The 21,060-nt window shown below is 34.9% G+C and carries 19 protein-coding genes; 9 read left to right on the top strand and 10 right to left on the bottom strand.

Translation table 11 applies throughout. The features are described from left to right. Window positions 1–636: 636 nt before the first annotated feature. From FDM27_RS10895 to FDM27_RS10885, 3 genes are all read right to left on the bottom strand, one after another. Window positions 637–1,134 (bottom strand): DUF6646 family protein, encoded by a 498-nt coding sequence (locus FDM27_RS10895; RefSeq protein ID WP_140486425.1) that lies wholly within the window; start codon window positions 1,132–1,134, stop codon window positions 637–639. Between the two features lie 26 nt (window positions 1,135–1,160). Continuing rightward, window positions 1,161–1,886, bottom strand: a complete 726-nt coding sequence (locus FDM27_RS10890) for a metallophosphoesterase (RefSeq protein ID WP_071184229.1) — start codon at window positions 1,884–1,886, stop codon at window positions 1,161–1,163. Between the two features lie 122 nt (window positions 1,887–2,008). Beyond that, on the bottom strand, window positions 2,009–3,148 hold the full coding sequence (locus FDM27_RS10885; protein ID WP_140486423.1) for an ATP-binding protein: 1,140 nt from the start codon (window positions 3,146–3,148) through the stop codon (window positions 2,009–2,011). Between the two features lie 110 nt (window positions 3,149–3,258). On the opposite strand from FDM27_RS10885, the gene FDM27_RS10880 reads away from it, so the two are divergent. After that, window positions 3,259–4,071: a DUF4382 domain-containing protein gene (locus FDM27_RS10880; RefSeq protein ID WP_140486421.1), complete on the top strand. Its 813-nt coding sequence runs from the start codon at window positions 3,259–3,261 to the stop codon at window positions 4,069–4,071. Between the two features lie 58 nt (window positions 4,072–4,129). Here the strand turns inward: FDM27_RS10880 and FDM27_RS10875 are convergent, their stop codons facing one another. Then, a complete protein-coding gene (locus FDM27_RS10875) occupies window positions 4,130–4,882 on the bottom strand; it encodes an SDR family NAD(P)-dependent oxidoreductase (protein ID WP_140486419.1) in 753 nt (250 codons plus the stop codon). A 381-nt stretch (window positions 4,883–5,263) separates the two neighbouring features. Between FDM27_RS10875 and FDM27_RS10870 the strand changes: the two genes are divergently transcribed. The 8 genes from FDM27_RS10870 to FDM27_RS10835 all read left to right on the top strand — a co-directional run bounded on the left by FDM27_RS10870 (window position 5,264) and on the right by FDM27_RS10835 (window position 14,556). Further along, complete coding sequence (locus FDM27_RS10870) at window positions 5,264–6,268, top strand: AAA family ATPase (protein ID WP_140486416.1); 1,005 nt, start codon at window positions 5,264–5,266, stop codon at window positions 6,266–6,268. 76 nt (window positions 6,269–6,344) lie between these two features. Then, window positions 6,345–7,208 (top strand): DUF58 domain-containing protein, encoded by an 864-nt coding sequence (locus FDM27_RS10865; protein ID WP_140486414.1) that lies wholly within the window; start codon window positions 6,345–6,347, stop codon window positions 7,206–7,208. Window positions 7,209–7,267: 59 nt separating this feature from the next. Then, a complete protein-coding gene (locus tag FDM27_RS10860) occupies window positions 7,268–8,896 on the top strand; it encodes a hypothetical protein (protein ID WP_140486412.1) in 1,629 nt (542 codons plus the stop codon). Next, entirely contained in the window at window positions 8,896–9,897 is a 1,002-nt protein-coding gene (locus FDM27_RS10855; RefSeq protein ID WP_140486410.1) for a vWA domain-containing protein, read from the top strand. The genes FDM27_RS10860 and FDM27_RS10855 overlap by 1 nt, the downstream gene beginning before the upstream one ends. Before the next feature lie 164 nt (window positions 9,898–10,061). Continuing rightward, on the top strand, window positions 10,062–11,096 hold the full coding sequence (locus FDM27_RS10850; protein WP_140486407.1) for a VWA domain-containing protein: 1,035 nt from the start codon (window positions 10,062–10,064) through the stop codon (window positions 11,094–11,096). A 38-nt stretch (window positions 11,097–11,134) separates the two neighbouring features. Next, window positions 11,135–11,896, top strand: coding sequence for a tetratricopeptide repeat protein (locus tag FDM27_RS10845; RefSeq protein WP_140486405.1), 762 nt, complete (start codon window positions 11,135–11,137; stop codon window positions 11,894–11,896). 121 nt (window positions 11,897–12,017) lie between these two features. Then, window positions 12,018–13,766, top strand: a complete 1,749-nt coding sequence (locus FDM27_RS10840; RefSeq protein ID WP_140486403.1) for a BatD family protein — start codon at window positions 12,018–12,020, stop codon at window positions 13,764–13,766. A gap of 46 nt (window positions 13,767–13,812) precedes the next feature. After that, window positions 13,813–14,556, top strand: coding sequence for a tetratricopeptide repeat protein (locus FDM27_RS10835; RefSeq protein ID WP_071184215.1), 744 nt, complete (start codon window positions 13,813–13,815; stop codon window positions 14,554–14,556). A gap of 32 nt (window positions 14,557–14,588) precedes the next feature. Here FDM27_RS10835 and FDM27_RS10830 read toward each other — a convergent pair whose 3' ends face one another. From FDM27_RS10830 to FDM27_RS10805, 6 genes are all read right to left on the bottom strand, one after another. Beyond that, entirely contained in the window at window positions 14,589–14,912 is a 324-nt protein-coding gene (locus FDM27_RS10830; protein ID WP_140486401.1) for a 2Fe-2S iron-sulfur cluster-binding protein, read from the bottom strand. 291 nt (window positions 14,913–15,203) lie between these two features. Next, window positions 15,204–15,614 (bottom strand): BrxA/BrxB family bacilliredoxin, encoded by a 411-nt coding sequence (locus tag FDM27_RS10825; RefSeq protein WP_071184213.1) that lies wholly within the window; start codon window positions 15,612–15,614, stop codon window positions 15,204–15,206. A gap of 113 nt (window positions 15,615–15,727) precedes the next feature. Next, entirely contained in the window at window positions 15,728–16,873 is a 1,146-nt protein-coding gene (locus FDM27_RS10820; protein ID WP_140486399.1) for a lycopene cyclase family protein, read from the bottom strand. Window positions 16,874–16,908: 35 nt separating this feature from the next. Continuing rightward, entirely contained in the window at window positions 16,909–17,370 is a 462-nt protein-coding gene (locus FDM27_RS10815; protein WP_140486397.1) for a thioredoxin family protein, read from the bottom strand. Further along, window positions 17,370–19,640, bottom strand: a complete 2,271-nt coding sequence (locus tag FDM27_RS10810) for a TonB-dependent receptor (protein ID WP_140486395.1) — start codon at window positions 19,638–19,640, stop codon at window positions 17,370–17,372. The genes FDM27_RS10815 and FDM27_RS10810 overlap by 1 nt, the downstream gene beginning before the upstream one ends. A 181-nt stretch (window positions 19,641–19,821) precedes the next feature. Continuing rightward, a complete protein-coding gene (locus FDM27_RS10805) occupies window positions 19,822–21,033 on the bottom strand; it encodes a hypothetical protein (protein ID WP_140486393.1) in 1,212 nt (403 codons plus the stop codon). Between the last annotated feature and the right edge of the window lie 27 nt (window positions 21,034–21,060).

Genomic DNA, 21,060 nt, shown 5'->3' with positions numbered 1-21,060 from the left:
CTGACAAATTGCTTCTTTCGTTACTTAATTCTACAGCTTTAACCTTAAAGGCTGCATCGTAAATTTTTCTTTCTTGTTTCATGTGTTAAAATTAAGATTTTAGTCTTAACTAACACTGTAAGCTAAAGTAGTACATCCATGCTGTAATTTGCAATAAAATAACACAAGCCAATAAGGTATAATGAATGATTTTTCTATGTTCAAATTTTAATTTTTTCAAATAGAAAGTACGTGATGCAGAAGGTGTTTTGATCAAAGCTTATTTAATATTAAAAAGAATTATTAAGAAATAGCGGTTGTTTTTTAACGGCAATTTTTAAAAAATAGAACTTATTAATTGTTTCTCATTTGGTAGTTATTTAGTAGTAATTAAGCATTTGTCAGACAAAAAAGTTTAACTAAACAAGAGATCCATATTAAATAATTAAAAGGAAAGTTTTAAAAGTAGATTTGGGCAAATCTTTAAATTTATAAAAAAGATTTTTTCTTTTTATACGGTACAAAATTAGGTTTATTCTTTACAAACGATGTAAAACATTATAAAAACCAGTGTAGAATTAATTCTACACGAGTTTTTATAAGAGATTAGTGTTGGTATTTTAACCGGAAAAAAATTAGTGTGTTGCAATAAGGAGTTTATAAATTGAAAGAAGCTCCAATATTAAATACAAACTGATTATTTAATCGTTCAAATCCGCTGGCTTCTGGTTTGTATTTAGCAATAGGAATGCCTATTTCGCTAACAATCCCAAAACCATCCGTAAAGAAATAACGGATACCCAAATGCGCTCCAAAATTTCGAATTCCTAAATCCAGTCCAGGGTAGATATCAACTTTTTCGTCTATGTTAAACACATTGCCCAGATTAGCATTAAAACGGGCTTTGATGTCAATTCGATCCCCAAAATCAGGTTTTTCTCCCAGATTGTTTTTGCTTACAGACAATAGGTAAGAAGTTACTACTCCAACAGAAATATTCTCTCCCAGTCCATAATCGTTTGAAAGACGAATTCCCGAACCTCCGTTTTGAATATTGGCGGCAATGTCAAATTTAATATCTCCTTTTCCTTTATAGGCTTGCGCATTAATTAGGCAGCTAAAAGCTAATAAGACTAAGCTAAATGTCTTTTTCATAAGAATGTTTTTTTATGCAAATGTACTTAATTTCTTCCTTTTTCCTCAAAATATAATTGATGTAATGGTTCACTTTGCCAGAATTCTTTGGTGTCAATGTCCATAATGGTTAGTGGGCCTTTGAAAGCGGCTCCTGTATCGATATTCCAAATACAGGCTTTGTTTACGGGAATTGTTTTTCCAATTCGGGAAACAGGTGTGTGACCAATGTAAATTTCGTTATATATGCTAAGTCTTTTAGGGTATAATAAATTAGTAGTACTCATGTTTTCGTCTAAGGCCAAAGCCGTTTCCCATAAGGTTCTGTCCCAATAAAATAATCTCGGGAAGTATTCATAATTAACTCCGTTCATATTGGTAAATCCTGCATGAATAAATAGTCTTTGTTGGTCGTCGAGGTAATAATCTTTTAGCGATTGTAAAAATTCAATATGGATTTGTTTGATTTCTTTGCTTACTTTTTCATAGGCTATTACTGTCGCTTCGCCACCATGATCGTACCATAAAAGATTATCAGTACTGTCTTTTAACCAGTGCAATAACAGTTCATCATGATTTCCTCTAATGAAAACACAGTCGTTTTTTGTATTTAAATCAATTAAATAATTGAGTACTTGTGGCGATTGACTCCAGCCATCAACATAATCCCCCAGAAAGATGAGTTTGTCTTTTTCGGTAACTTTAGCTCTTTCCATAATTTGATGCAAAGCACGTAAACCTCCATGAATGTCTCCTATTACTAATGTTCTCATTTTTTAAACGCTACTTTTAATATGGTAATATAATAAAAATAGCTAAAAGTGATAAAAAAAGGAGTAGCTTTCTGTTTTTTTGTCTTATATAAAGAAATAAGTTTTGTGTGTTCAGCTTAAAATTAACGAACATCATATTTCATTTTTCGCAATACTCTCATGGCTTCTTTAAAGGATAAATAAACCGAAGGAAAGGGTTTTAGGTAGGGTTTGGCATCTATTAATTTTCTTTTGGCATCTTCAAAACCATTGAGATAGCAAATCATAAAAGTAGAAGGCAGGTTTTCGAGATCTTTTTGTTCCCGGCTACTGAGCTGCATTTCTTTTTTAAGCTTATTGATTAATGCCTGGTTGTTATTATAAATATGGAAAAGCATTTTTTTGTTGAACACAGGAGGTTGAAATAGCATTTTACTTTCTATTTTGTAATAGCCATTTTCGAAAAAATAAATCGTTTGCTGTTCCAGCGGATAATAACTGGTTTTGTCGTTTAATCCCAGCGGAACATATTCGGTAATGGTAAAAGTATCTTCGTCAAACGAAATAGTTACAACATCCTGAGCCGAATAAAACAATTTGATGTGTTCGTTAATGAGTTCAATATCTACGCGGGATAAGAAGGTTTTGTCCCGAACCGTTTTAGGAATTCCGGCCCAGCAAATGATAAACAACTCTTTGAATACTTTGTATTTTGGAGCCATGTCTTTGTGCCGGAAATTCATGAAATCAAAAACACCGTCAAGGGTATATTGGATATTGTTGCGCGAATTGTTTTCGAGATCAATTACCGTTTCGGTATTCAGGTAGTTTTTTTCAATTTTATCTTCGGTAGGTGTGGTGTTGCTTCCGCGTCGGATAAAAACACTATGGGCAGGAATAGTGTGAATTCCTTTTTTGAACGACGAAATTTTATTCTTGGGCTTAATGGTTACCAGACCAATTACCTTGTCCTTAGGCAGATTAGGGAAAGGCACATTTTCATACTGAATTTTAGGCGGATTTTCTAAATACGCATTGATTAAATTTTGAATATGGCTGTCGTCAAAAAAATCAACCCCTATAATTTGATTGTCCTGATCTTCGACCCCAACAACTATATAGGAATTGTTAGCTGGATTTGAATTGGAAAGTGCACATATATGCTTTAAAAATTTGGATTTTCCTTCTTTTGTGTGTAAATTTAACTGACGTTTTTTGTCGTAAAAACTATTTTCATCATTATGAGCCAGCAAATTCTTTATTAAAAGTCGTTTGTTAATCATCTGAAAATAAGATTTACGATTTGAGTTTTGAATAAAAAACAACATTCGTTTGGCAATATTGTTGTTTTTATTGCGTTGTCAATATACTAATTTTAAATAAATAAGAAAAAATGAAAAAGATTAAATTTTGCCCCCAATTATTTTTTATCATTGTTTTTCTGGCTACTTTTTTTACTGCTTGTAATGATAATGACGACAGTAATCAAACTGCACGAATGATGGTACGTATGACGGATGCTCCCGGAGATTATGACGAAGTGAATATTGATGTTCAGGATATTATGATGAAGACTTCGATCGAGTCCGGAGATGAGGGCTGGGTAAGTATCGTGAGTGACGAATTTACTCCGGGAGTGTATAATCTATTGGATTTAACAGGTGGAGTAAGTCTTTTATTGGCTGATAATATAGTTCCTGCGGGATTTGTGGGACAAATTAGATTGGTTTTAGGAGAGGATAATACGCTTGTCAAAGGTGATGAGGTAATTGAATTGAATACGCCAAGTGCTCAACAGTCAGGGTTAAAGTTAATGGTAAATCAAACTTTGCAGGCCGGAGCTACCTATGAATTCCTTTTGGACTTTGATGTGGCTAAATCGATTGTAATGGCAGGAGGTTCCGGTATTTACAATTTAAAACCGGTAATACGTGTTTCAACCGCAGCTGTTTCAGGAGTAATAAAAGGAATGATTGATCCTGTGCTTGAAGGTTATCAGGTTGAAGTTTCGGTGCCTGTAGGCGATACAACCATTGCTGCTTTTGCTGATGAATCAGGAGCGTTTCAGTTAAATGGTGTGCCGGCAGGTACATACACTGTAACTCTGACTCCGGATGTGGCTTCCGGAAAAATACCTATCGTTGTCGAAAATGTGGTGGTTGTGAATGGAGAAGTTACCAATATGGGTTCGGTTGCATTCGAATAAAATATTTTTTAAAAAAAGCAAAAAACAGCTCCAATCCAGAGCTGTTTTTTTATGAAAATTAGTCTCTTTGAATAATGGTTGCTGAACCCTGAGCTGTACACATGACGACTAAATCAGAAATGTTAACATGATAAGGTCTTGAAATTACAAAATGAATAATATCAGCAATATCTTCTGCTTTTAGAGGTGTGAAACCTTTATAAACATTGGCGGCTTTTTCGGTATCCCCTTTAAAACGAACTTCACTAAATTCGGTTTCTACCAGTCCCGGATGGATGGCTCCAACCCGAATTCCATAAGGATTCAAATCCATTTTCATGCTTTTATTGATAGCATCAACAGCGTGTTTGGTCGCACAATACACGTTTCCGTTAGGATAAACTTGTTTGGCTGCGGTAGAACCTATATTGATAATGTGTCCTGATTTTTGAGCAATCATTTTTGGGATTATTGCTTTCGACACATACAAAAGTCCTTTGAGATTAATATCAATCATAGCTTCCCAGTCGTCAATATTTCCGTCCTGAATAGGATCCAGACCATGAGCATTTCCTGCATTGTTGATTAAAACATCAATTTTAGAGAATGATTCAGGTAATGAGTGGATACTTTCAAATACGGCATTTTTATCACTAATATCAAATGAAAGAGAGTGGGTATTGGTAAATTGACTCAGCTCTTTTTCAAGTTCTGTCAATCGATCCTGACGTCTTCCGCAAAGGATAATATTGTAATTATTTTGGGCTAAAAGTTGGGCGGTTGCTTTGCCAATTCCGCTGCTGGAACCAGTAATTAATGCTGTTTTATTCATGATTTTTTAATGGATTGGATTTCTTAAAAACCTCAGAGTGACCGGATACTTGGTGAGAGCTCAATTTAAAAGCATTTTTCTTTTTTAGATTAATTAAAAAGAGTGATAAGGTGAAAAACACTGTGATTTATAAGTTGTTTAATTTGTGGTGATTAGCTTTTTGTTTTGAGTGTTTTTTGATGGAATAAAATCAATCTGTTAGACTTTTAAAAGTATAATTCTTAAAGTTCTTAAAATTATGGAAATTGTATCATAATTCGTCCTTAAAATTGCAGGATTGGCAGAAGTTTTAACCATTTTTTAACATCTTACCTTTAAAAAAAAATTCAATTTGCACTCTCAAAACTAAGGCATTAAATTCAAGGGATTAAAAATAATTTTATGGAAGAGAATACAGCGACTTTAGACATTAGAGCAATCAATGAAAAGATAGAAAGAGAGAGTGCTTTTATAGACCTTCTTACTATGGAAATGAACAAGGTGATTGTGGGTCAAAAGCACATGGTTGAACGATTATTGATTGGATTATTAGGACAAGGACATATTTTGCTGGAAGGTGTTCCGGGATTAGCTAAAACTTTAGCGATTAATACGCTTTCTAAAGCGGTTCATGGTTCTTTTAGTCGTATCCAGTTTACGCCGGATTTATTACCTGCCGATGTTGTAGGAACAATGATTTACAACATTAAGCAAAATGAATTCTCGATAAAAAAAGGACCTATTTTTGCTAATTTCGTTCTGGCCGATGAGATTAACCGTGCTCCGGCTAAGGTACAATCGGCATTATTAGAGGCCATGCAGGAAAAGCAGGTTACTATTGGCGATACTACTTTTAAATTAGAAAAACCTTTCCTGGTTTTAGCTACACAAAACCCTATCGAACAGGAAGGAACCTATCAATTGCCAGAAGCACAAGTCGATCGTTTTATGTTGAAAACAGTAATCGATTATCCTAAAATGGATGAAGAGCGATTGGTAATTCGTCAAAATTTAAGTGGAAGTTACGACAAGGTTAATCAAGTCGTTTCTATTGAGCAAATTTTACGTGCGCAGGAAGCAGTGCGAGAAGTGTATATGGATGAAAAAATCGAGAAATACATACTTGATATTATTTTTGCAACCCGTTACCCTGAGAAATATAAATTAGCTGATTTAAAACCATTAATCAGTTTTGGTTCTTCGCCACGTGGAAGTATCAATTTAGCTAATGCGGCTAAATGTTATGCTTTTATCAAACGCAGAGGCTATGTAATTCCTGAGGATGTTCGCGCAGTTGTTCATGATGTATTGCGTCATAGAATTGGTGTTACTTATGAGGCCGAAGCTGAAAATATCAGTTCAATTGACATTATCAACAAAATCATTAACGAAGTAGAAGTACCTTAATTTGTTTATGGTTGATTGTTTTTAGTTTGTTGTTAAACCATAAACTGAAAACAAAAAACTACAAACCATAAGAAAAATGGATACAAAAGAGCTTTTAAAAAAAGTACGAAAAATAGAAATCAAAACCCGAAGATTGAGTGATCATATCTTCTCAGGGGAATATCATACTTCTTTCAAAGGGCGTGGAATGACTTTTAGCGAGGTGCGTCAATACCAATATGGGGATGATATTCGAAATATTGATTGGAATGTTACTGCTCGCTACAATGAAGCCCACGTAAAAGTTTTTGAAGAAGAACGAGAATTAACCATGATGCTAATGGTGGATATTTCGGGTTCGGAGAGTTTTGGTTCTAAAAATCAATTTAAAAAAGACATCGTAACAGAAATTGCTGCAACGATGGCTTTTTCGGCTACACAAAACAATGATAAAATTGGCTTGATTTTATTTTCGGACCAAATCGAATTGTATATTCCGCCTAAGAAGGGAAGGTCGCACGTTTTGCGTATCATTCGTGAGTTAATCGAATTTGAACCCAAAAGTCATAAAACCGATATTGCCCAAGCATTAAAATTCTTGTCGAGTACTCAAAAAAAGAAAGCCATTGTTTTTATGATTTCCGATTTTATGTCGGATGATTATGAGCAAACTTTGAAAATTGCCGCTAAAAAACACGATGTTACAGGCATTAGAGTGTATGACATTCGTGAACAAAAAATGCCAAATCTGGGAATGGTTCCCATGCAGGATGCCGAGACGGGAGAAATGCAATTGATTGATACCGGTTCTAAGGCTGTCCGAATGAATTATGAAAAATATTATCATGATCAGCTGAATTACTTTAAAGAAACCTTCAGTAAATCGGGTTCTGGCGTAGTAAATACAAGGGTTGACGAAAGTTACGTAACCAAATTATTGGGTTATTTTAAATCGAGATAAAGATTTTTGATTGAAGATTAATGATTTTTGATCTAAGATTTTAACAGGATTCATAAAACATGAAAAAACTAATATTCTTCTTATTACTATTGATTTCTACGGGCATTTTTGCTCAAAAAAGAGTAGAAACCAGTATCGATACTACAAAAAATAAAATAGGTGCCGAGTTTAAATTAACACTAAAAACATCGGTGGACACCTTGTCTAAGGTGATTTTTCCTAATTTAAAAAACTTCGGCGCGCTTGAGGTAATTCAGTCATATCCTGTTGATACAGTAAAAAATAATGACCGTTACGAGTTAATTAAAAAATACGGATTAACACAATTTGATTCAGGACGTTATGTAATTCCCAGTGTCAAAGTACTTATCAATAATAAAGCCTATCAAACTCAGTCGATTGCTGTTGAGGTAGCCAATGTTCAGGTGGATACATTAAAACAAAAAATGTATGACATTAAGGATATTCAGCCGGCTAATGAATCTATTGGCAACTGGTGGAAATACCTTTTAGGATTTTTGCTTATTCATATAATTGCGGCGGCTGTATATTTCTTTTTAAGACATAAGCAAAAGAAAAAAATAGAAGAAGAAGTCTATAAAACTCCTATCGAAAAAGCCACAAGTTTGTTGAATAACTTAGAAAAGAAAGAGCTTTGGCAAAAGGGTGAAATAAAAGAATATTACAGTGAACTGACTGATATTGCCCGAAATTATATCGAAGAAGCAATCGAAATTCCGGCGATGGAAAGTACCACATCGGAGTTGATAGCAGGTTTAAGAGCGGCTTCGGTGAGAAAGAAAATGACGCTTACACCCGAAACTATTGTAAATCTGGAAAGAGTTTTAAAACAGGCTGATTTGGTGAAATTTGCCAAATCAAAACCGCTGGAATTTGAAATTACCGAAGACCGAAATAAAATCCAAAAAGCAATTTTAACCTTAGACAGTTCAATTCCTGTAGAAGTTCCTGTAGAAGAAGATGTGTTGTTGAACGAGGCGCAAAGACAAAAACAAATTGCAATTCAACTAAAGAAAAAAAGAAGACAAAATATTATTACAGCCGTTGCAACAGTTGTTTTTCTGTTAATGGCAACTACTATTTTCCTGATGGTGACCAAAGGTTTTGATTATGTAAAAGACAATATTATTGGACATCCTTCAAAAGAATTGCTGGAAGGCGAATGGGTAAAGAGTGAATATGGTAATCCGGCAATAAAAATTGAAACACCTAAGGTTTTAGTGCGTACCGATTTAGCTAAAACATTACCTAAAGAAGGCTTAGCATTAGTCAAAGAAATGCAGTCCTTTGTTTATGGTAGTTTGATAGATCAGTTTTATTTAATGGTTGCAACCTTTAAATATAAACAGGAAGGTCAGGTTGATTTGAAAAAATCAATGGAACTTTATTTGCAAACTTTGGAATCACAAGGCGCACAAAATATGATTGTGAAACAAGAGGATTATGAAACCAAAGAAGGTGTTTCAGGTTTAAAAGCTTATGGAACTTTTTCGAGAATCAATCCAATGACGAATGATAAAGAAAGAGTTTATTATGAAGTATTATTGTTTAGCCATGAAGGAGGATTGCAGCAAATTTTGATTTTACATCAGGAAGGCGATAAATATGCAAATGAAATTTCAGAACGAGTGTTAAGCTCTGTCGAATTAAAACAAGAAAGTAGATAATGGCAAAAATAACTTTTTTAAATCCGGAGTTTTTTTGGTTGTTTCTTTTGATTCCGCTAGCCATTATTTGGTTGGTTTTAAAAAGAAACCAGCAATCGGCAACTTTAAAAGTGAGCTCGATTAAAGGTTTTAAAACAGCACCCTCTTTATTGGCAAAATTAAAACCGTATTTGAATGTCCTTCGGTTATTAGCGTTAAGCTCCTTAATTGTTGCAATGGCAAGACCCCGAACGGTTGATATAAGCAACAAAACCAAAACCACTAAAGGAATTGATATTGTGATGGCGGTGGACGTTTCGGGAAGTATGCTTGCTAAGGATTTGAAGCCTAACCGTATGGAAGCTTTAAAAAGAGTGGCTATTGATTTTGCGGAACAAAGACCTAATGATCGAATAGGATTAGTAGTTTATGCCTCTGAAGCTTATACTAAAACTCCTGTAACCAGTGATAAACTTATTGTTGAAGAAGCCATTGCAAGTATCAAATACGACAATGTTCTGAAAGACGGAACCGGAATTGGGATGGGATTAGCAACAGCCGTAAACCGATTGAAAGACAGTCAGGCTAAGAGTAAGGTAATTATTTTATTGACTGATGGGGTAAACAATGCCGGTTTTATCGAACCTGAAACTGCGGCTGATATTGCGAAACAATACGGAATTAAAGTATATACTATCGGGATTGGGACAAATGGAATGGCAGAGTTTCCTTATGCAATAGGACCAAACGGACAGTTTTTGTTCCAAATGATGAAAGTAGAAATCGACGAGCGACTGATGCGAAGTATTGCTCAAAAAACCGAAGGGAGGTATTTTAGAGCTACAAGTAATAACAGATTGGAAGAGATTTATGCCGAGATTAATAAACTGGAAACTACCGAAATAGAAGAGTTGAAGTTTTATGATTATGACGAAAAATACAGAGCCTTTGTTTGGTTAGCCGGATTATTAGTTTTGGTCGAAATAGGATTAAGAAATACGGTTTACAGAAGTTTTATTTAAGAAATATTGAATTTAAGTAAATTCAATATTTCTTAAATAAAACAAAAATCAATTTTTAAAATTTCAAATTTCAATCATTGGAAGGGAAATTTGGAATTTAATTTTTTCAGCTTTTGTTATTACAATTGGAATTTGGTTTTTGAGATTTGGAATTTATATAATTTATGGAATTAGACGAAAAAAAATATTTGTACTTACTTTTTATACTACCTCTTGTAGTGTTGCTTTTTCTTTTCAATATGTATTGGAAAAGAAAAAAACAACAGGAATTTGGTGATTTAGAAATGGTGAAAAAACTAAGTCCGGAACGTTCTGTTTTTAAACCCGTTTTAAAATTAGTGGTACTTGTATTAGCATTGTTAGGACTGATTATCGGATTGGTAAATCCTAAAATTGGGACTAAATTAGAAACAGTAAAACGAGAAGGAATTGATATTGTTTTTGCAATGGACGTTTCTAAAAGTATGCTTGCCGAAGACGTAGCACCTAATAGATTGGAAAAAAGCAAACAGCTGGTTTCGCAAATTATCAATCAGTTAGGAAGTGACCGAATAGGGATTGTAGCTTATGCCGGAAGTGCTTTTCCGGTTTTGCCTATCACGACTGATTATAGTGTGGCCAAGATGTTTTTGCAAAGCATGAATACCGATATTGTTTCTTCAAGAGGAACCTCATTGGATGAAGCTATCAAATTGTCGGCAACTTATTTTGAGGAAAAAAGCAAAACTTCTAAGTTGTTGATTTTAATTTCAGATGGAGAAGACCATTCCGAAGGAGCAAAAGATGCAGCCGAAGAGGCTAATAAACAAGGGATGCGTATTGTTACCATAGGAATAGGAACGCCAAAAGGAGCAACAATTCCGTTAAAAAGAAATGGTGTTGTTGAAAGTTATCAAAGAGATCAAAATGACGAAGTGGTCATTACCAAATTAAATCAAGCCGATTTAGAAGCTATCGCAAAAGCGACTAAAGGTGGTTATGTGAGCGGTAATAATACCAAAGAAGTTGTGGAGTACATCAAAAAAACATTAGATAATATCCAGAAAACTGAATTTGAATCGACTCAGATGGCCGATTTCCAATCGCAGTTTCAATGGTTTTTAGGATTTGCTTTTGTGCTTTTATTTTTGGATTTATTCCTTTTAGAGAAAAAAACCAACTGGGTGAAGAAGTTAAACTTATTTAACGAAGAAAAATAAATGTCAGTTCCTTTGGGAAAGAACATAAAAGAATGAAAATGAAGAATTTTATAAAATACGGATTTACTTTATTTGCACTGCTGTTTTTAGGACTGGGAGGTGTTTTTGCACAGGAAAAAGACAAAACTTTGCCTAAAGCAAATGAGGCATACAGCCAAAGTAAATATGCCGATGCTGAGGCTGATTATCGAATATCGAATTCTAAATTCCCTAATCGTTCCGTAGCTCCGTATAATTTAGGAAATGCTATTTATAAGCAAAATCAAGCTTCTGAAGCCAAGTATGCTTATGCAAAAGCTTTAAAAAATGCGAGATCCCGAATTCAAAAACACAAAGCCTTGCATAATTTAGGAAACGTATTTATGAAAGAGAAAAATTATACTGAAGCGGTAGAAGCCTACAAAAACGCTTTGAGAAACAATCCTAAGGACGAGGAAACCCGATACAACTTTGCATTAGCTAAAAAAATGCTAAAAGAAAATCCTCCAAAAAACGATAAGAACGACAAAGACAAGAATAAAAACAAAGATAAAAATAAGGACAAGCAAGACCAGGATAAAAAAGACCAGGACAAGAAAGATCAGGATAAAAAGGATCAGGACAAGAAAAATCAGGATAAGAAAGACGGAAAAGACAAACAAGATCCAAATCAGCCGCCAAAACCACAGCCGGGAGGAATTTCTCCAGACCGTTTAAAAAATCTTTTGGATGCGGTAAACAATGAAGAAAAGAAAATTCAGGACAAGGTTAACGCTAAAAAAGTAAAAGGAAAATCGGTTCAAACAGAGAAAGATTGGTAAATTAATTAAAGATTTTTCCAATATACAGAACGTAATAGTTGATTAAGTTTTTTAAATAACAATGATAATATACTCCGTTTTAACTCCTTCTCCTTTGGAGAGGGGTGAGGAGAGAAAAAAAATGAAAAGATATTTAGTATTTCTATTGTTAAGTTTTCAGGGACTTTGGGCTCAGGTACAGTTTGAGGCCAGAGTAAGCAAGAACACGCTTGGTCTGAACGAAAGATTACAGGTTGATTTTTTCATGAATATTGATGGAGACAATTTCAACGAACCTTCTTTTGAAGGCTTTCGGGTTGTAGCAGGGCCTATGCAGCAAGTGAGCCAGTCATGGATAAACGGCAAGAGTTCTTTTGAAAAAATCTATACTTATTATTTGATTCCCAATCAAAAAGGAAGTTTAGTTATCAAACAGGCTACTATTGAATACAACGGAAAAGTATATAAAACGAATCCGGTAAGGGTGAATGTTACTAATGCTGTTGAACAGCCCAGAGATCCTAATGACATTAGTGTTTCGGCAGATCATAATTTGTATTTAGTAGCCGATGTTTCTAAATCAAATCCGTATATCAACGAGCCTATCACCTTGGTTTATAAATTGTATTTTAATAATATCGGAATCACAAATTCGGCAGAAGTAAACAAACCAAAATACAACGATTTTTGGAGTCAAAATATTGATGTGAAACAGTTTGTTGTTCAAGAAGGGATGTTTAAGGGGCAAAATTTCCGTTATATTGTACTTAAAAAAGTAGTTTTATATCCGCAAAAATCCGGAAAATTAACCATAGAACCGCTTTCGTTAGATATTGATGTGCAATTGCCTACCAATCGCAGAAATATGTTTGGACAAATGCTTATCAAAGAAGACCGTAAGAGGGTTTCTACCGGAGCTAAAACTATTTCGGTAAAAGCATTGCCCGAAGCCGGGAAACCAGCTGATTTTTCGGGAGCTGTAGGTAGTTTTGATTTCAGAGTTACGCCTACAAAAACCAGTCTTAAAAATGGTGAAAGCTTAGATTTAGTTGTAAGTGTAGCGGGTAAAGGGAATTTAAAATTATTTAATTTGCCAAAACCTGAAGTGCCTAATGCTTTAGAAATGTATGATGCAGTGCATAATGAGCAGGTGAATACACCGCTTTCGGGAATGACAGGAAAAATATCCGATAGTTATACCATTATCCCGCAATACAAAGGCGATTATCCTATAAAACCTTTGCAGTTCTCCTATTTTGATTTGAAAACAGGAAGATACAAAACCATTAGTTCGCAAGAAATTGTGGTAAGTGTTCTTGATGGGCCAACTCCTACTGATGCGGTTGCAGCTCAGTCCGGAAGTCAAAAAAATGCGGTGGTTGCTAATGAGCAATTCAAGTACATTAAGTTAGAAACTAAGTTAGAACCAATGGCAATGAAAGATTTCTTTGGATCTAAATTGTTTTACAGTTTGTTGCTGATTCCTTTTGGATTAATACCTGTAATTGTATTGGCTAAAAAGAAAAAAGAAGCTATTGATGGTGATATTGTTGGAAACCGAATCAAGAGAAACAATCGTTTGGCGAAGAAGTATTTATCAGAAGCTAAGAAACAAATTAATAATAAGGAGCCGTTTTATGTGGCATTGGAAAAAGCCATGCACAATTTCCTGAAAGCTAAATTGCATATTGAAACCTCAGAGATGAGTAAAGATAATATCAAGGAAATTTTATTGTCTAAAAAGGCCAATCCGGAGGCTGTAAATGATTTTATCACGCTAACTGAAAATTGCGAGTTTGCCCGATATGCACCATCATCAAGTGCAAGTATTCAGAAAGATTACGAAAAAGCAGTAAGCATAATTTCGGATTTAGAAAAACAGCTTTCTTAAAAGATTAACCATAAAGGACACTAAGAAGGCACAAAGAGCACAAAAAATGAAAAACATAGTTTATATAGTATTGTTAGTAAGCCAGATTTTCTTTGCTCAAAATAACTTTGACAAAGGAAATAGCTTGTACAAAAATGGTAAGTACGAACAAGCCATTGATGCTTATACATCCGAATTGACAGCTAAAAAACATTCGGCTGAGTTGTATTTTAATTTAGGAAATTGCTATTATAAGTTGAATAAAGTAGCACCGGCTATTTACAATTATGAGAAAGCTTTAGTATTGAAACCTAATGATAGCGAGATTGCTAATAACCTGAAATTTGCTCAAAAACGTACTGTAGATGAGATAAAAGAAGTGCCTAAAGTAGGTTTTGCAAAACTGTTGCGTGATTTCACAGCTTTATATCATTACAATAGCTGGGCTTGGATTTCGGTTGCTTTTTCAGTTTTGTTTTTAGTTTCGTTTTTAGGATACTATTTTTCGGCTTTGACATTACACAAAAGATTGTTTTTTGCCGGAATGTTTGTGATGTTTTTGCTTTTATTGTTAAGTGTTGCCTCGGCTATTTTTGAGAAAAGCCACTTTAAAAACGAAAGACCGGCCATTGTTTTTGCCGAAATGACCGATGTAAAAAGTGAACCACAAAACAAGGGAGCCAGCGTTGTTATTTTGCACGAAGGAACCAAAGTTTTTGTAAAAGAAACAGTAGATAATTGGAAAAAAATTCAGTTAACTGACGGAAGTGAAGGCTGGATTGACAGTAATGCAATCAAAGAAGTAAAATAAACTGGTGTTTTGTAAGCAGTAAATTTTTCGGCTTAAAGTTCTAAAATTCTAATTTCAGCTCCGTTTAAATCGGCAGTAATGTAGATTTGGCAGGACAGACGAATGGCTGCTTCGTTAAATCCTAATTTGGATAAGGTTGCGGGTTCGTTACGGTCTTTTAATGCTGAATTGCCACTAATTCCTTTTGTTGTTACCACACAGGTGGCACATCGACCCACACCGCCGCATTCGCCAAAACTTTCCAATTGTAGTTCTTCCTTTAGCAAATACATTAGGCTGGGATAACTGCCATGACGCGTTGCAATCGGGATTTGAATTCCGTTTTCAATAACAGTGAAGTTGATGGTTTTTTCCATGTGAATTATTTTTTAACCGCAAAGTTTGCAAAGTTTTGCACTAAGGTCGCAAGTATATTAAAAACAACCGCAGATTCGCAGATTTTTTTGATATAATCTGTGAATCTGCGGTTAAAATTTTTATATTCTTTGTGTAAAGCTTTGCGAACTTAGTGGTAAATTCAGATGCTAAATTTTCTTAATTTCTTTAATGGTTAAATAAAAAAACCGCAAATTCACATTAAAATCTGTGGATCTGCGGTTGAAATCTTTGCGAACTTAACGAAAAAACTTTTTTTTCTTAGCGGTTAATTAGCAAAATTCGTTGTAAGCATCTTGCAAGTTCTCAGCAATCATTTCAGCTGGACGACCTTCAATGTGGTGACGCTCTAACATGTGAACCAATTCTCCGTTTTTGAACAAAGCCATAGATGGCGATGATGGAGGAAAAGGAAACATATGTTGTCTTGCAGCATCAACTGCTTCTTTGTCAACTCCTGCAAAAACAGTGATTAAATGGTCTGGTTTTTTAGCACCTTCTAAACTCATTTTAGCTCCCGGACGTGCATTTCTTGCAGCACAACCACAAACAGAGTTTACAACAACTAATGTTGTTCCTTCTGATTTGATAGCGTTATCAACTTCTTGTGCACTATGTAAATCTTGAAATCCTGCAGCTGTTAGTTCCGCTTGCATTGGAATTACCATTTCTTGTGGATACATATCTTTTGTGTTTTAATTTGTAATTTTTGAATAGGCAAAGTTACAAAGAATCTCCCGAATTCCTTGGTTTGGATTATAAAGTTTTGTTATAGTTTGATAAGCATTTGTGAGGATTATAAATAACGCTCCGACCTGAATAAGGCTTTGATGAAAATTATTTTAGGGCATTTTAGAATTACCTGAATATCTTCGGACAAAGTGGTTTCTTCATCCAGAAATTTAAAAATCAAAGCCGGATTTCCATCTTTAAACATCGAAGAGAAAATACGAGAACCCAATTGGTTTTGTCGGTACAGGATATCCAACAAAAGCAAGTCGTAAAACCAAAACCTGTTTTTGCGGTGGAATTTTCTAAGATCGGTTTCCTGTTGAAGAAAACCGACTAATTGCGAGGATTTTTTATCCGCATTTTTAAAAGTATAACCCGTACTGGCTTTAGTCCATCCGCCGGCAGTACCAATATTCAGGACTTTTTTAGTGTTTTTTTTCCAAAAAGGATAGCAACTCATTGGGATACTGCCTTCTTCTTTTTCGATTATTTCGAAGTTTTGAATACCGAGTTTCTGAATGTAATTTTCAATTTCGGTTTCGTATTCTTCTTTCTCCAAAAGTTCGGCTGAGAAAAGCGTATATTCTATCAAAGCTTCATTTTTAGAAACGGGTAACACATACATGAATCTTGTATTTCCCTTTTGTTCAACCGAAAAATCCATAAAAGTAGCCTGCTCCGGATTGAAAACGGCTTCGGTTGATTTTATAGTCCATCCAATAAAATGCTGTTGTAATACTGGAAACTTCGTTTGCGTTGTTGCGGCAGCTTTATTATAAACGGAATTAAAAACCTGATCACAAGTAAACGAATTGTTTTCGGTAGCGACATAAACATGATTTTCGAGTTCATTGATGTCGGTTACTTTTTCATTTAGAAAAGTGATGTTTTTTTGTTTCGAAAGCAATTCAAAAACAAAATTGTAAAAATCCAATCCTTGAATTTTGCAGTATTGATAGGGGTGTAATTCTAAATTTCGATAAAAATCTTCATTGGCAAACAAAGCATAATTCCATTTTTTTGAAACTACGGCTTCCCAAACGGAATTTTCTTTTTCCCAGAAACACCAGGTTCTGTCATTTGTTTTTTTTGAGTTGTCATCCAATAATAAAATGCTTTTATCCTTATACTTTCCGGATTGTACCATTTTATAGAGCGTCATTAAAGCGGCTAAACCAGAACCAGTAAAAATATAATGGAAGTGTTTCATAGGATGGGAAGCGAATTCTTCTCAAAAGTAACCAATTATTTTATTTTTTCGAGAATGACAAGTAAGTCCTTAGCATTTAGCAGCGAATGTCTTTGGAAAAGAATTGAAAAATCAGCTTCTAAGATGGTGAGGGTAGGGTAAATTACTTCAGAATCGATAGTTGCCAAGGCTGTTGCGAGTTCATGAATTCCTGTGTTTCGGCCTTGTGGTTTGAATTTAAATCTATGATTGTTGAAAAAAATGTCTTCTTTGCTTTCTGCATCTAATGAAATGAAGTAAAAATCAGTATTTAATACCTTAATGATTTCAGGGTTTTTGAAGGTCGAATTTTCCATCATTTTGCAGATTTTGCACCAGGAAGTATGGGTAAAAATGACAAAGGGCTTTGGGTTTTTTACGGCTAATTGTTCGGCTTCTTCAAACGTATGGATTTTCAATTGGGCAAAACCGGATGGAATTGCCCAAAAGAAAAATACTATGTAAAACCATTTTTTCATTATTTTAAAGTATAACGCAATCCGAAAAAGCTTCGAATGCCTTGGTTGGGACCATAAACATAACCGGGATCGAAAGTTAGAGCATACGGATTGTATTTAGGGTCATTGGGATCATTATTTTGAATGACATTTCCGTTGGTGTCATAATCAACATTTTTATCAAAGGGATCGTGGGCACGGGCAATGATAAACGGATTTCCTTTGTTAGGAGTCCAGTTCAACAGGTTTTTTATACCAGCATAAATTTCGATATTTTTAAACTTATTGAAGGTAAACTGAATGTTCTGAATGCTCCATGTAGGCGAATAGTCTTTTCTGGGATCTAAATTGCCTAAAGTAGGAAGTCGCATTGGGCCGTAGAGATTTCCGGTATAGTCAACATCAAGGAATAATTTATTGATTCGGTACGAAATAGCCCAGGTTCCGGTGAATTTTTCCGTCAACATTTGGCGGGTTTTGATTCCGTTTTCGGTTTTCGCAACATCCATAAATGTTGCGCCTAAAATGACTTTGAGACCGTTTTGAAAAACCATGTCGATATTGGTACTGATTCCTTTGGTAACAGCGTATCCGTCTAAGTTTTTGTAAATAATCTGATTCGGATTGGTATCATAATCCGGTATAATCGAATTGGTGAAATGGGTGTACCAAGCCGAAGTTTCCAGCCCGATAAAATTACCATTATTGGTAAATATTTTTTTTAAATAATTCAAATTGGCGTTATAAGATCGCTCCGGTTTCAATTCTTCCAGTACAATCACATCACGGGAACCGGTCAATGCGGCGTGTTCTTCGGTAAAGAGATTGACAATTCTAAAACCGGTTCCTGTGTTGAATCGCAGAATATTATTGTCGTTAATTTTCCATTTGTAAGCCAATCTTGGTGTAAAAATATTGCCGTGATTTTTATTGTAATCGTATCGTGCGCCCAGAAGAAGTTTGTGATTTTCATGCAATGTTACTTCGTCCTGAACAAACAAACTCGGAATCCAGTTGATGTCTTCTTTAACCGTTGCAGGGGTGTTGTCGTTATAATATTGGTAGCGTATGGCTGTACCAAAAAGCAAATCATGTTGGTCAATTTTTTTGTCTAAAGTCAGTTGTCCAAAACCAATGCGCTGTTTTGCCAGATAAGGCATGTTTCCGTAAACCGAATTTTGGTCGTGGTCGGTGTATGAAAATGAGAATAATATTTTTTCTTTTACAGGCAATTCGTAAGCTCCTAATAATTCCCAACGTTTGGTGTAAATACTTTCACCATAAATGTCACTTCCGCCACGGTATTTTTTCTCCCATTGCAATTCGCCCCCCCATCGGTCTTCATAGAAAAAACGGCCTGCCATAGAGAATAGTTTGTTGCTTTTTCGATTGAAATTCCATTTTTGGAAAACCGAAATTCGATCCTGTAAAGTCACATCGGTGAAGTTGTCGTTGTTATTATCAATTGGGTTGCTGTAATTGAAATAATTGATTCCGGTTAGTACGGATGCTGTTTTGCTGACACTTGTTTTGAAACCTAAATCGATATTGATTTCACCCCAATCGGTAGCAAAGGCATCAGCCGAGAAAACGGCTGCGTTTTTTGGGTTTTTAGTGATAATGTTAATCAGTCCACCCACAGCTTCACTTCCATATAAAGAAGAAGCCGGTCCTTTCACAATTTCTATTCGTTCCAATAATGAATTCGGAATTCCTGATAATCCATAAACAGTCGAAAGTCCGCTCACAATAGGCATTCCGTCAATTAAAACTAGGGTATAAGGTCCTTCCAATCCGTTGATATGAATATCTCCCGTGTTGCAAACATTACAATTTAACTGTGGACGCACACCGTTGACATTTTGCAAGGCTTCAAAAATATTGGCTGTTGGGTTTTTTTTAAAAAAAGCAGGTTTGTAAACCTCTACAGGAACCGGACTTTCCATACGGTTCACCGCTTTCAATGTTCCGGTAACCACCACTTCATCCAGAGCATTGTTTTCTTTTAAATAGAAATCAACTACAATTTCAGTAGTATCAGTTATCGTAATTTTTTGGCTTTCTGTTTTTAAACCGGAATAAGATGCTGTAATTTCGTATTCGCCGGGATTAATGTTTTTTAAGCTATAAAAGCCCTCAGTATTGCTTGTAGTAGAAAGTTTATATTTTTTTAAAACAATGTTAGCCTGCTGTAACGGCTTTCCGTCAGACATAATCCTGCCCTTGATGTTGGCCTGAGCCAAAACAAGAATAGGTAAAAGAAAGACAAATGATAAAATTAGATTTTTCACAATTATGATTTAGTTTGTAATAAACAAATATTTAGACAAAACTAAAAATAATATTTGATTAACGAAATAATTTTTTGAAATAATTCAGAAAACCAGTTGTTTAAGTGTGGAATGGGTTCTTTGTTGTACTAAAAAAGGCATACATTGCTGTATGCCTTTTAATTATTTTTCGTTTAAGAGATTAATGTCCGGCACTATTTTCATGACCAAAAATGGTGATGCGGTAAGGCGTAGCCGATGTTTTTATTTTCGTAACAGCCAAAGTAGAAAGGTTAGCTTGAAGCAATTCTCCAGTTGTTGGTGAGGTGATGTAAGCAAATCTTTCAGTTAATTCCAACTGTGGTTTTTGGGTTGAATTTTCAGCTGTAGCAGCGATGATGTTTGCTGTTTTTTCGGCTTGTAAACTGTTCAAATCAAATAATCTGAATTCACCTGAATGCAATAAGATTCCTAGTTTCTTATGATTGTAGCTTACTTTACATTGCATGATTTTTGTATTTTCAAAAATGGGAGTAACACTTTTGTTGACTACATCAATTAAATAAGCGCCTTTGGCAGCGGTGTAACCTATAAACTTTCCGGCATAAGCTGTTTCTATAATACTACCAAACCAAGCTGTGCCAAAATCAGCAGGATGTGCAATGTATTTCTGGTTGCCGTTGCTTTCTACAACCAGAATTCCGCTTGCTGAACCAAAAACTGCATAAGTTCCATCAGTTGCATTTCCGTGAATTCCTTTGGTTACTAATTTTGCATCAAACAATGTTTTTCCTGTATTGTCAATAATTTTTACTTTTTCAGGAAGTGTTCCTGTAACAGAATTGTCTTTTTCAGTAATAGCGTAAGTTCCATTTTTAAAACTGGCCATGGCTCCGTGATGTGCCAAAAGTCCGGCATTAACCGTTCTGAATTTAGCTCCAATAGTATGAATTCCCGATTCTTTTCCAATAGATAAAGTACCGTCGCCATCATTAAAAGTTAGTAATTCTCCTAATTTACTTTTGAAGTGCGTAGGCGAAAGCGATTGTCCGGTTAAAGCTCCAAATTTAGGCGTTCCTTTGGTATCCACATGGTCGCCGTGGAATTCAAATCCGCTGTCGAAAGTTTCCACTGCGTTGTCTGCTCTGTGGATAATTCCAGCGAATCTTCCGGATTCAGTTGTATACAATGCCGATTTTGGAAATTTAGCATTAAAAAATGTTGCTGTTCCATCTACTGGATTTATAAATGAAAGCTCTGTGGTTTTTTCGTCAGAAACTAATACTCTCAAGTATTTGTATTCCTGAGCAGTTTCCTCTGAATGGTCATCGTGATTGTCGTCGTCATTGCTACAAGACACGGCAAAAGCAGATAAGGCGAATAAAAACAGCAGTTTGTTGAATTTGTTTTTCATTGGGATATTTAAATTAGTGATTTATGA

The organism is Flavobacterium sp. GSA192, assembly GCF_006386525.1.
Classification (GTDB): Bacteria; Bacteroidota; Bacteroidia; order Flavobacteriales; family Flavobacteriaceae; genus Flavobacterium; species Flavobacterium commune.
The sequence above is the reverse complement of the archived record's forward strand: the minus strand, read 5'-3'. Positions and strand labels throughout refer to the sequence as shown.

What these genes read in the sequence shown, in the direction of transcription:
- FDM27_RS10895 (WP_140486425.1), bottom strand. Translation starts at nt 1,134, where the DNA reads ATGAAAAAGACATTTAGCTTAGTCTTATTAGCTTTTAGCTGCCTAATT.
- FDM27_RS10890 (WP_071184229.1), bottom strand. Translation starts at nt 1,886, where the DNA reads ATGAGAACATTAGTAATAGGAGACATTCATGGAGGTTTACGTGCTTTG.
- FDM27_RS10885 (WP_140486423.1), bottom strand. Translation starts at nt 3,148, where the DNA reads ATGATTAACAAACGACTTTTAATAAAGAATTTGCTGGCTCATAATGAT.
- FDM27_RS10880 (WP_140486421.1), top strand. Translation starts at nt 3,259, where the DNA reads ATGAAAAAGATTAAATTTTGCCCCCAATTATTTTTTATCATTGTTTTT.
- FDM27_RS10875 (WP_140486419.1), bottom strand. Translation starts at nt 4,882, where the DNA reads ATGAATAAAACAGCATTAATTACTGGTTCCAGCAGCGGAATTGGCAAA.
- FDM27_RS10870 (WP_140486416.1), top strand. Translation starts at nt 5,264, where the DNA reads ATGGAAGAGAATACAGCGACTTTAGACATTAGAGCAATCAATGAAAAG.
- FDM27_RS10865 (WP_140486414.1), top strand. Translation starts at nt 6,345, where the DNA reads ATGGATACAAAAGAGCTTTTAAAAAAAGTACGAAAAATAGAAATCAAA.
- FDM27_RS10860 (WP_140486412.1), top strand. Translation starts at nt 7,268, where the DNA reads ATGAAAAAACTAATATTCTTCTTATTACTATTGATTTCTACGGGCATT.
- FDM27_RS10855 (WP_140486410.1), top strand. Translation starts at nt 8,896, where the DNA reads ATGGCAAAAATAACTTTTTTAAATCCGGAGTTTTTTTGGTTGTTTCTT.
- FDM27_RS10850 (WP_140486407.1), top strand. Translation starts at nt 10,062, where the DNA reads ATGGAATTAGACGAAAAAAAATATTTGTACTTACTTTTTATACTACCT.
- FDM27_RS10845 (WP_140486405.1), top strand. Translation starts at nt 11,135, where the DNA reads ATGAAGAATTTTATAAAATACGGATTTACTTTATTTGCACTGCTGTTT.
- FDM27_RS10840 (WP_140486403.1), top strand. Translation starts at nt 12,018, where the DNA reads ATGAAAAGATATTTAGTATTTCTATTGTTAAGTTTTCAGGGACTTTGG.
- FDM27_RS10835 (WP_071184215.1), top strand. Translation starts at nt 13,813, where the DNA reads ATGAAAAACATAGTTTATATAGTATTGTTAGTAAGCCAGATTTTCTTT.
- FDM27_RS10830 (WP_140486401.1), bottom strand. Translation starts at nt 14,912, where the DNA reads ATGGAAAAAACCATCAACTTCACTGTTATTGAAAACGGAATTCAAATC.
- FDM27_RS10825 (WP_071184213.1), bottom strand. Translation starts at nt 15,614, where the DNA reads ATGTATCCACAAGAAATGGTAATTCCAATGCAAGCGGAACTAACAGCT.
- FDM27_RS10820 (WP_140486399.1), bottom strand. Translation starts at nt 16,873, where the DNA reads ATGAAACACTTCCATTATATTTTTACTGGTTCTGGTTTAGCCGCTTTA.
- FDM27_RS10815 (WP_140486397.1), bottom strand. Translation starts at nt 17,370, where the DNA reads ATGAAAAAATGGTTTTACATAGTATTTTTCTTTTGGGCAATTCCATCC.
- FDM27_RS10805 (WP_140486393.1), bottom strand. Translation starts at nt 21,033, where the DNA reads ATGAAAAACAAATTCAACAAACTGCTGTTTTTATTCGCCTTATCTGCT.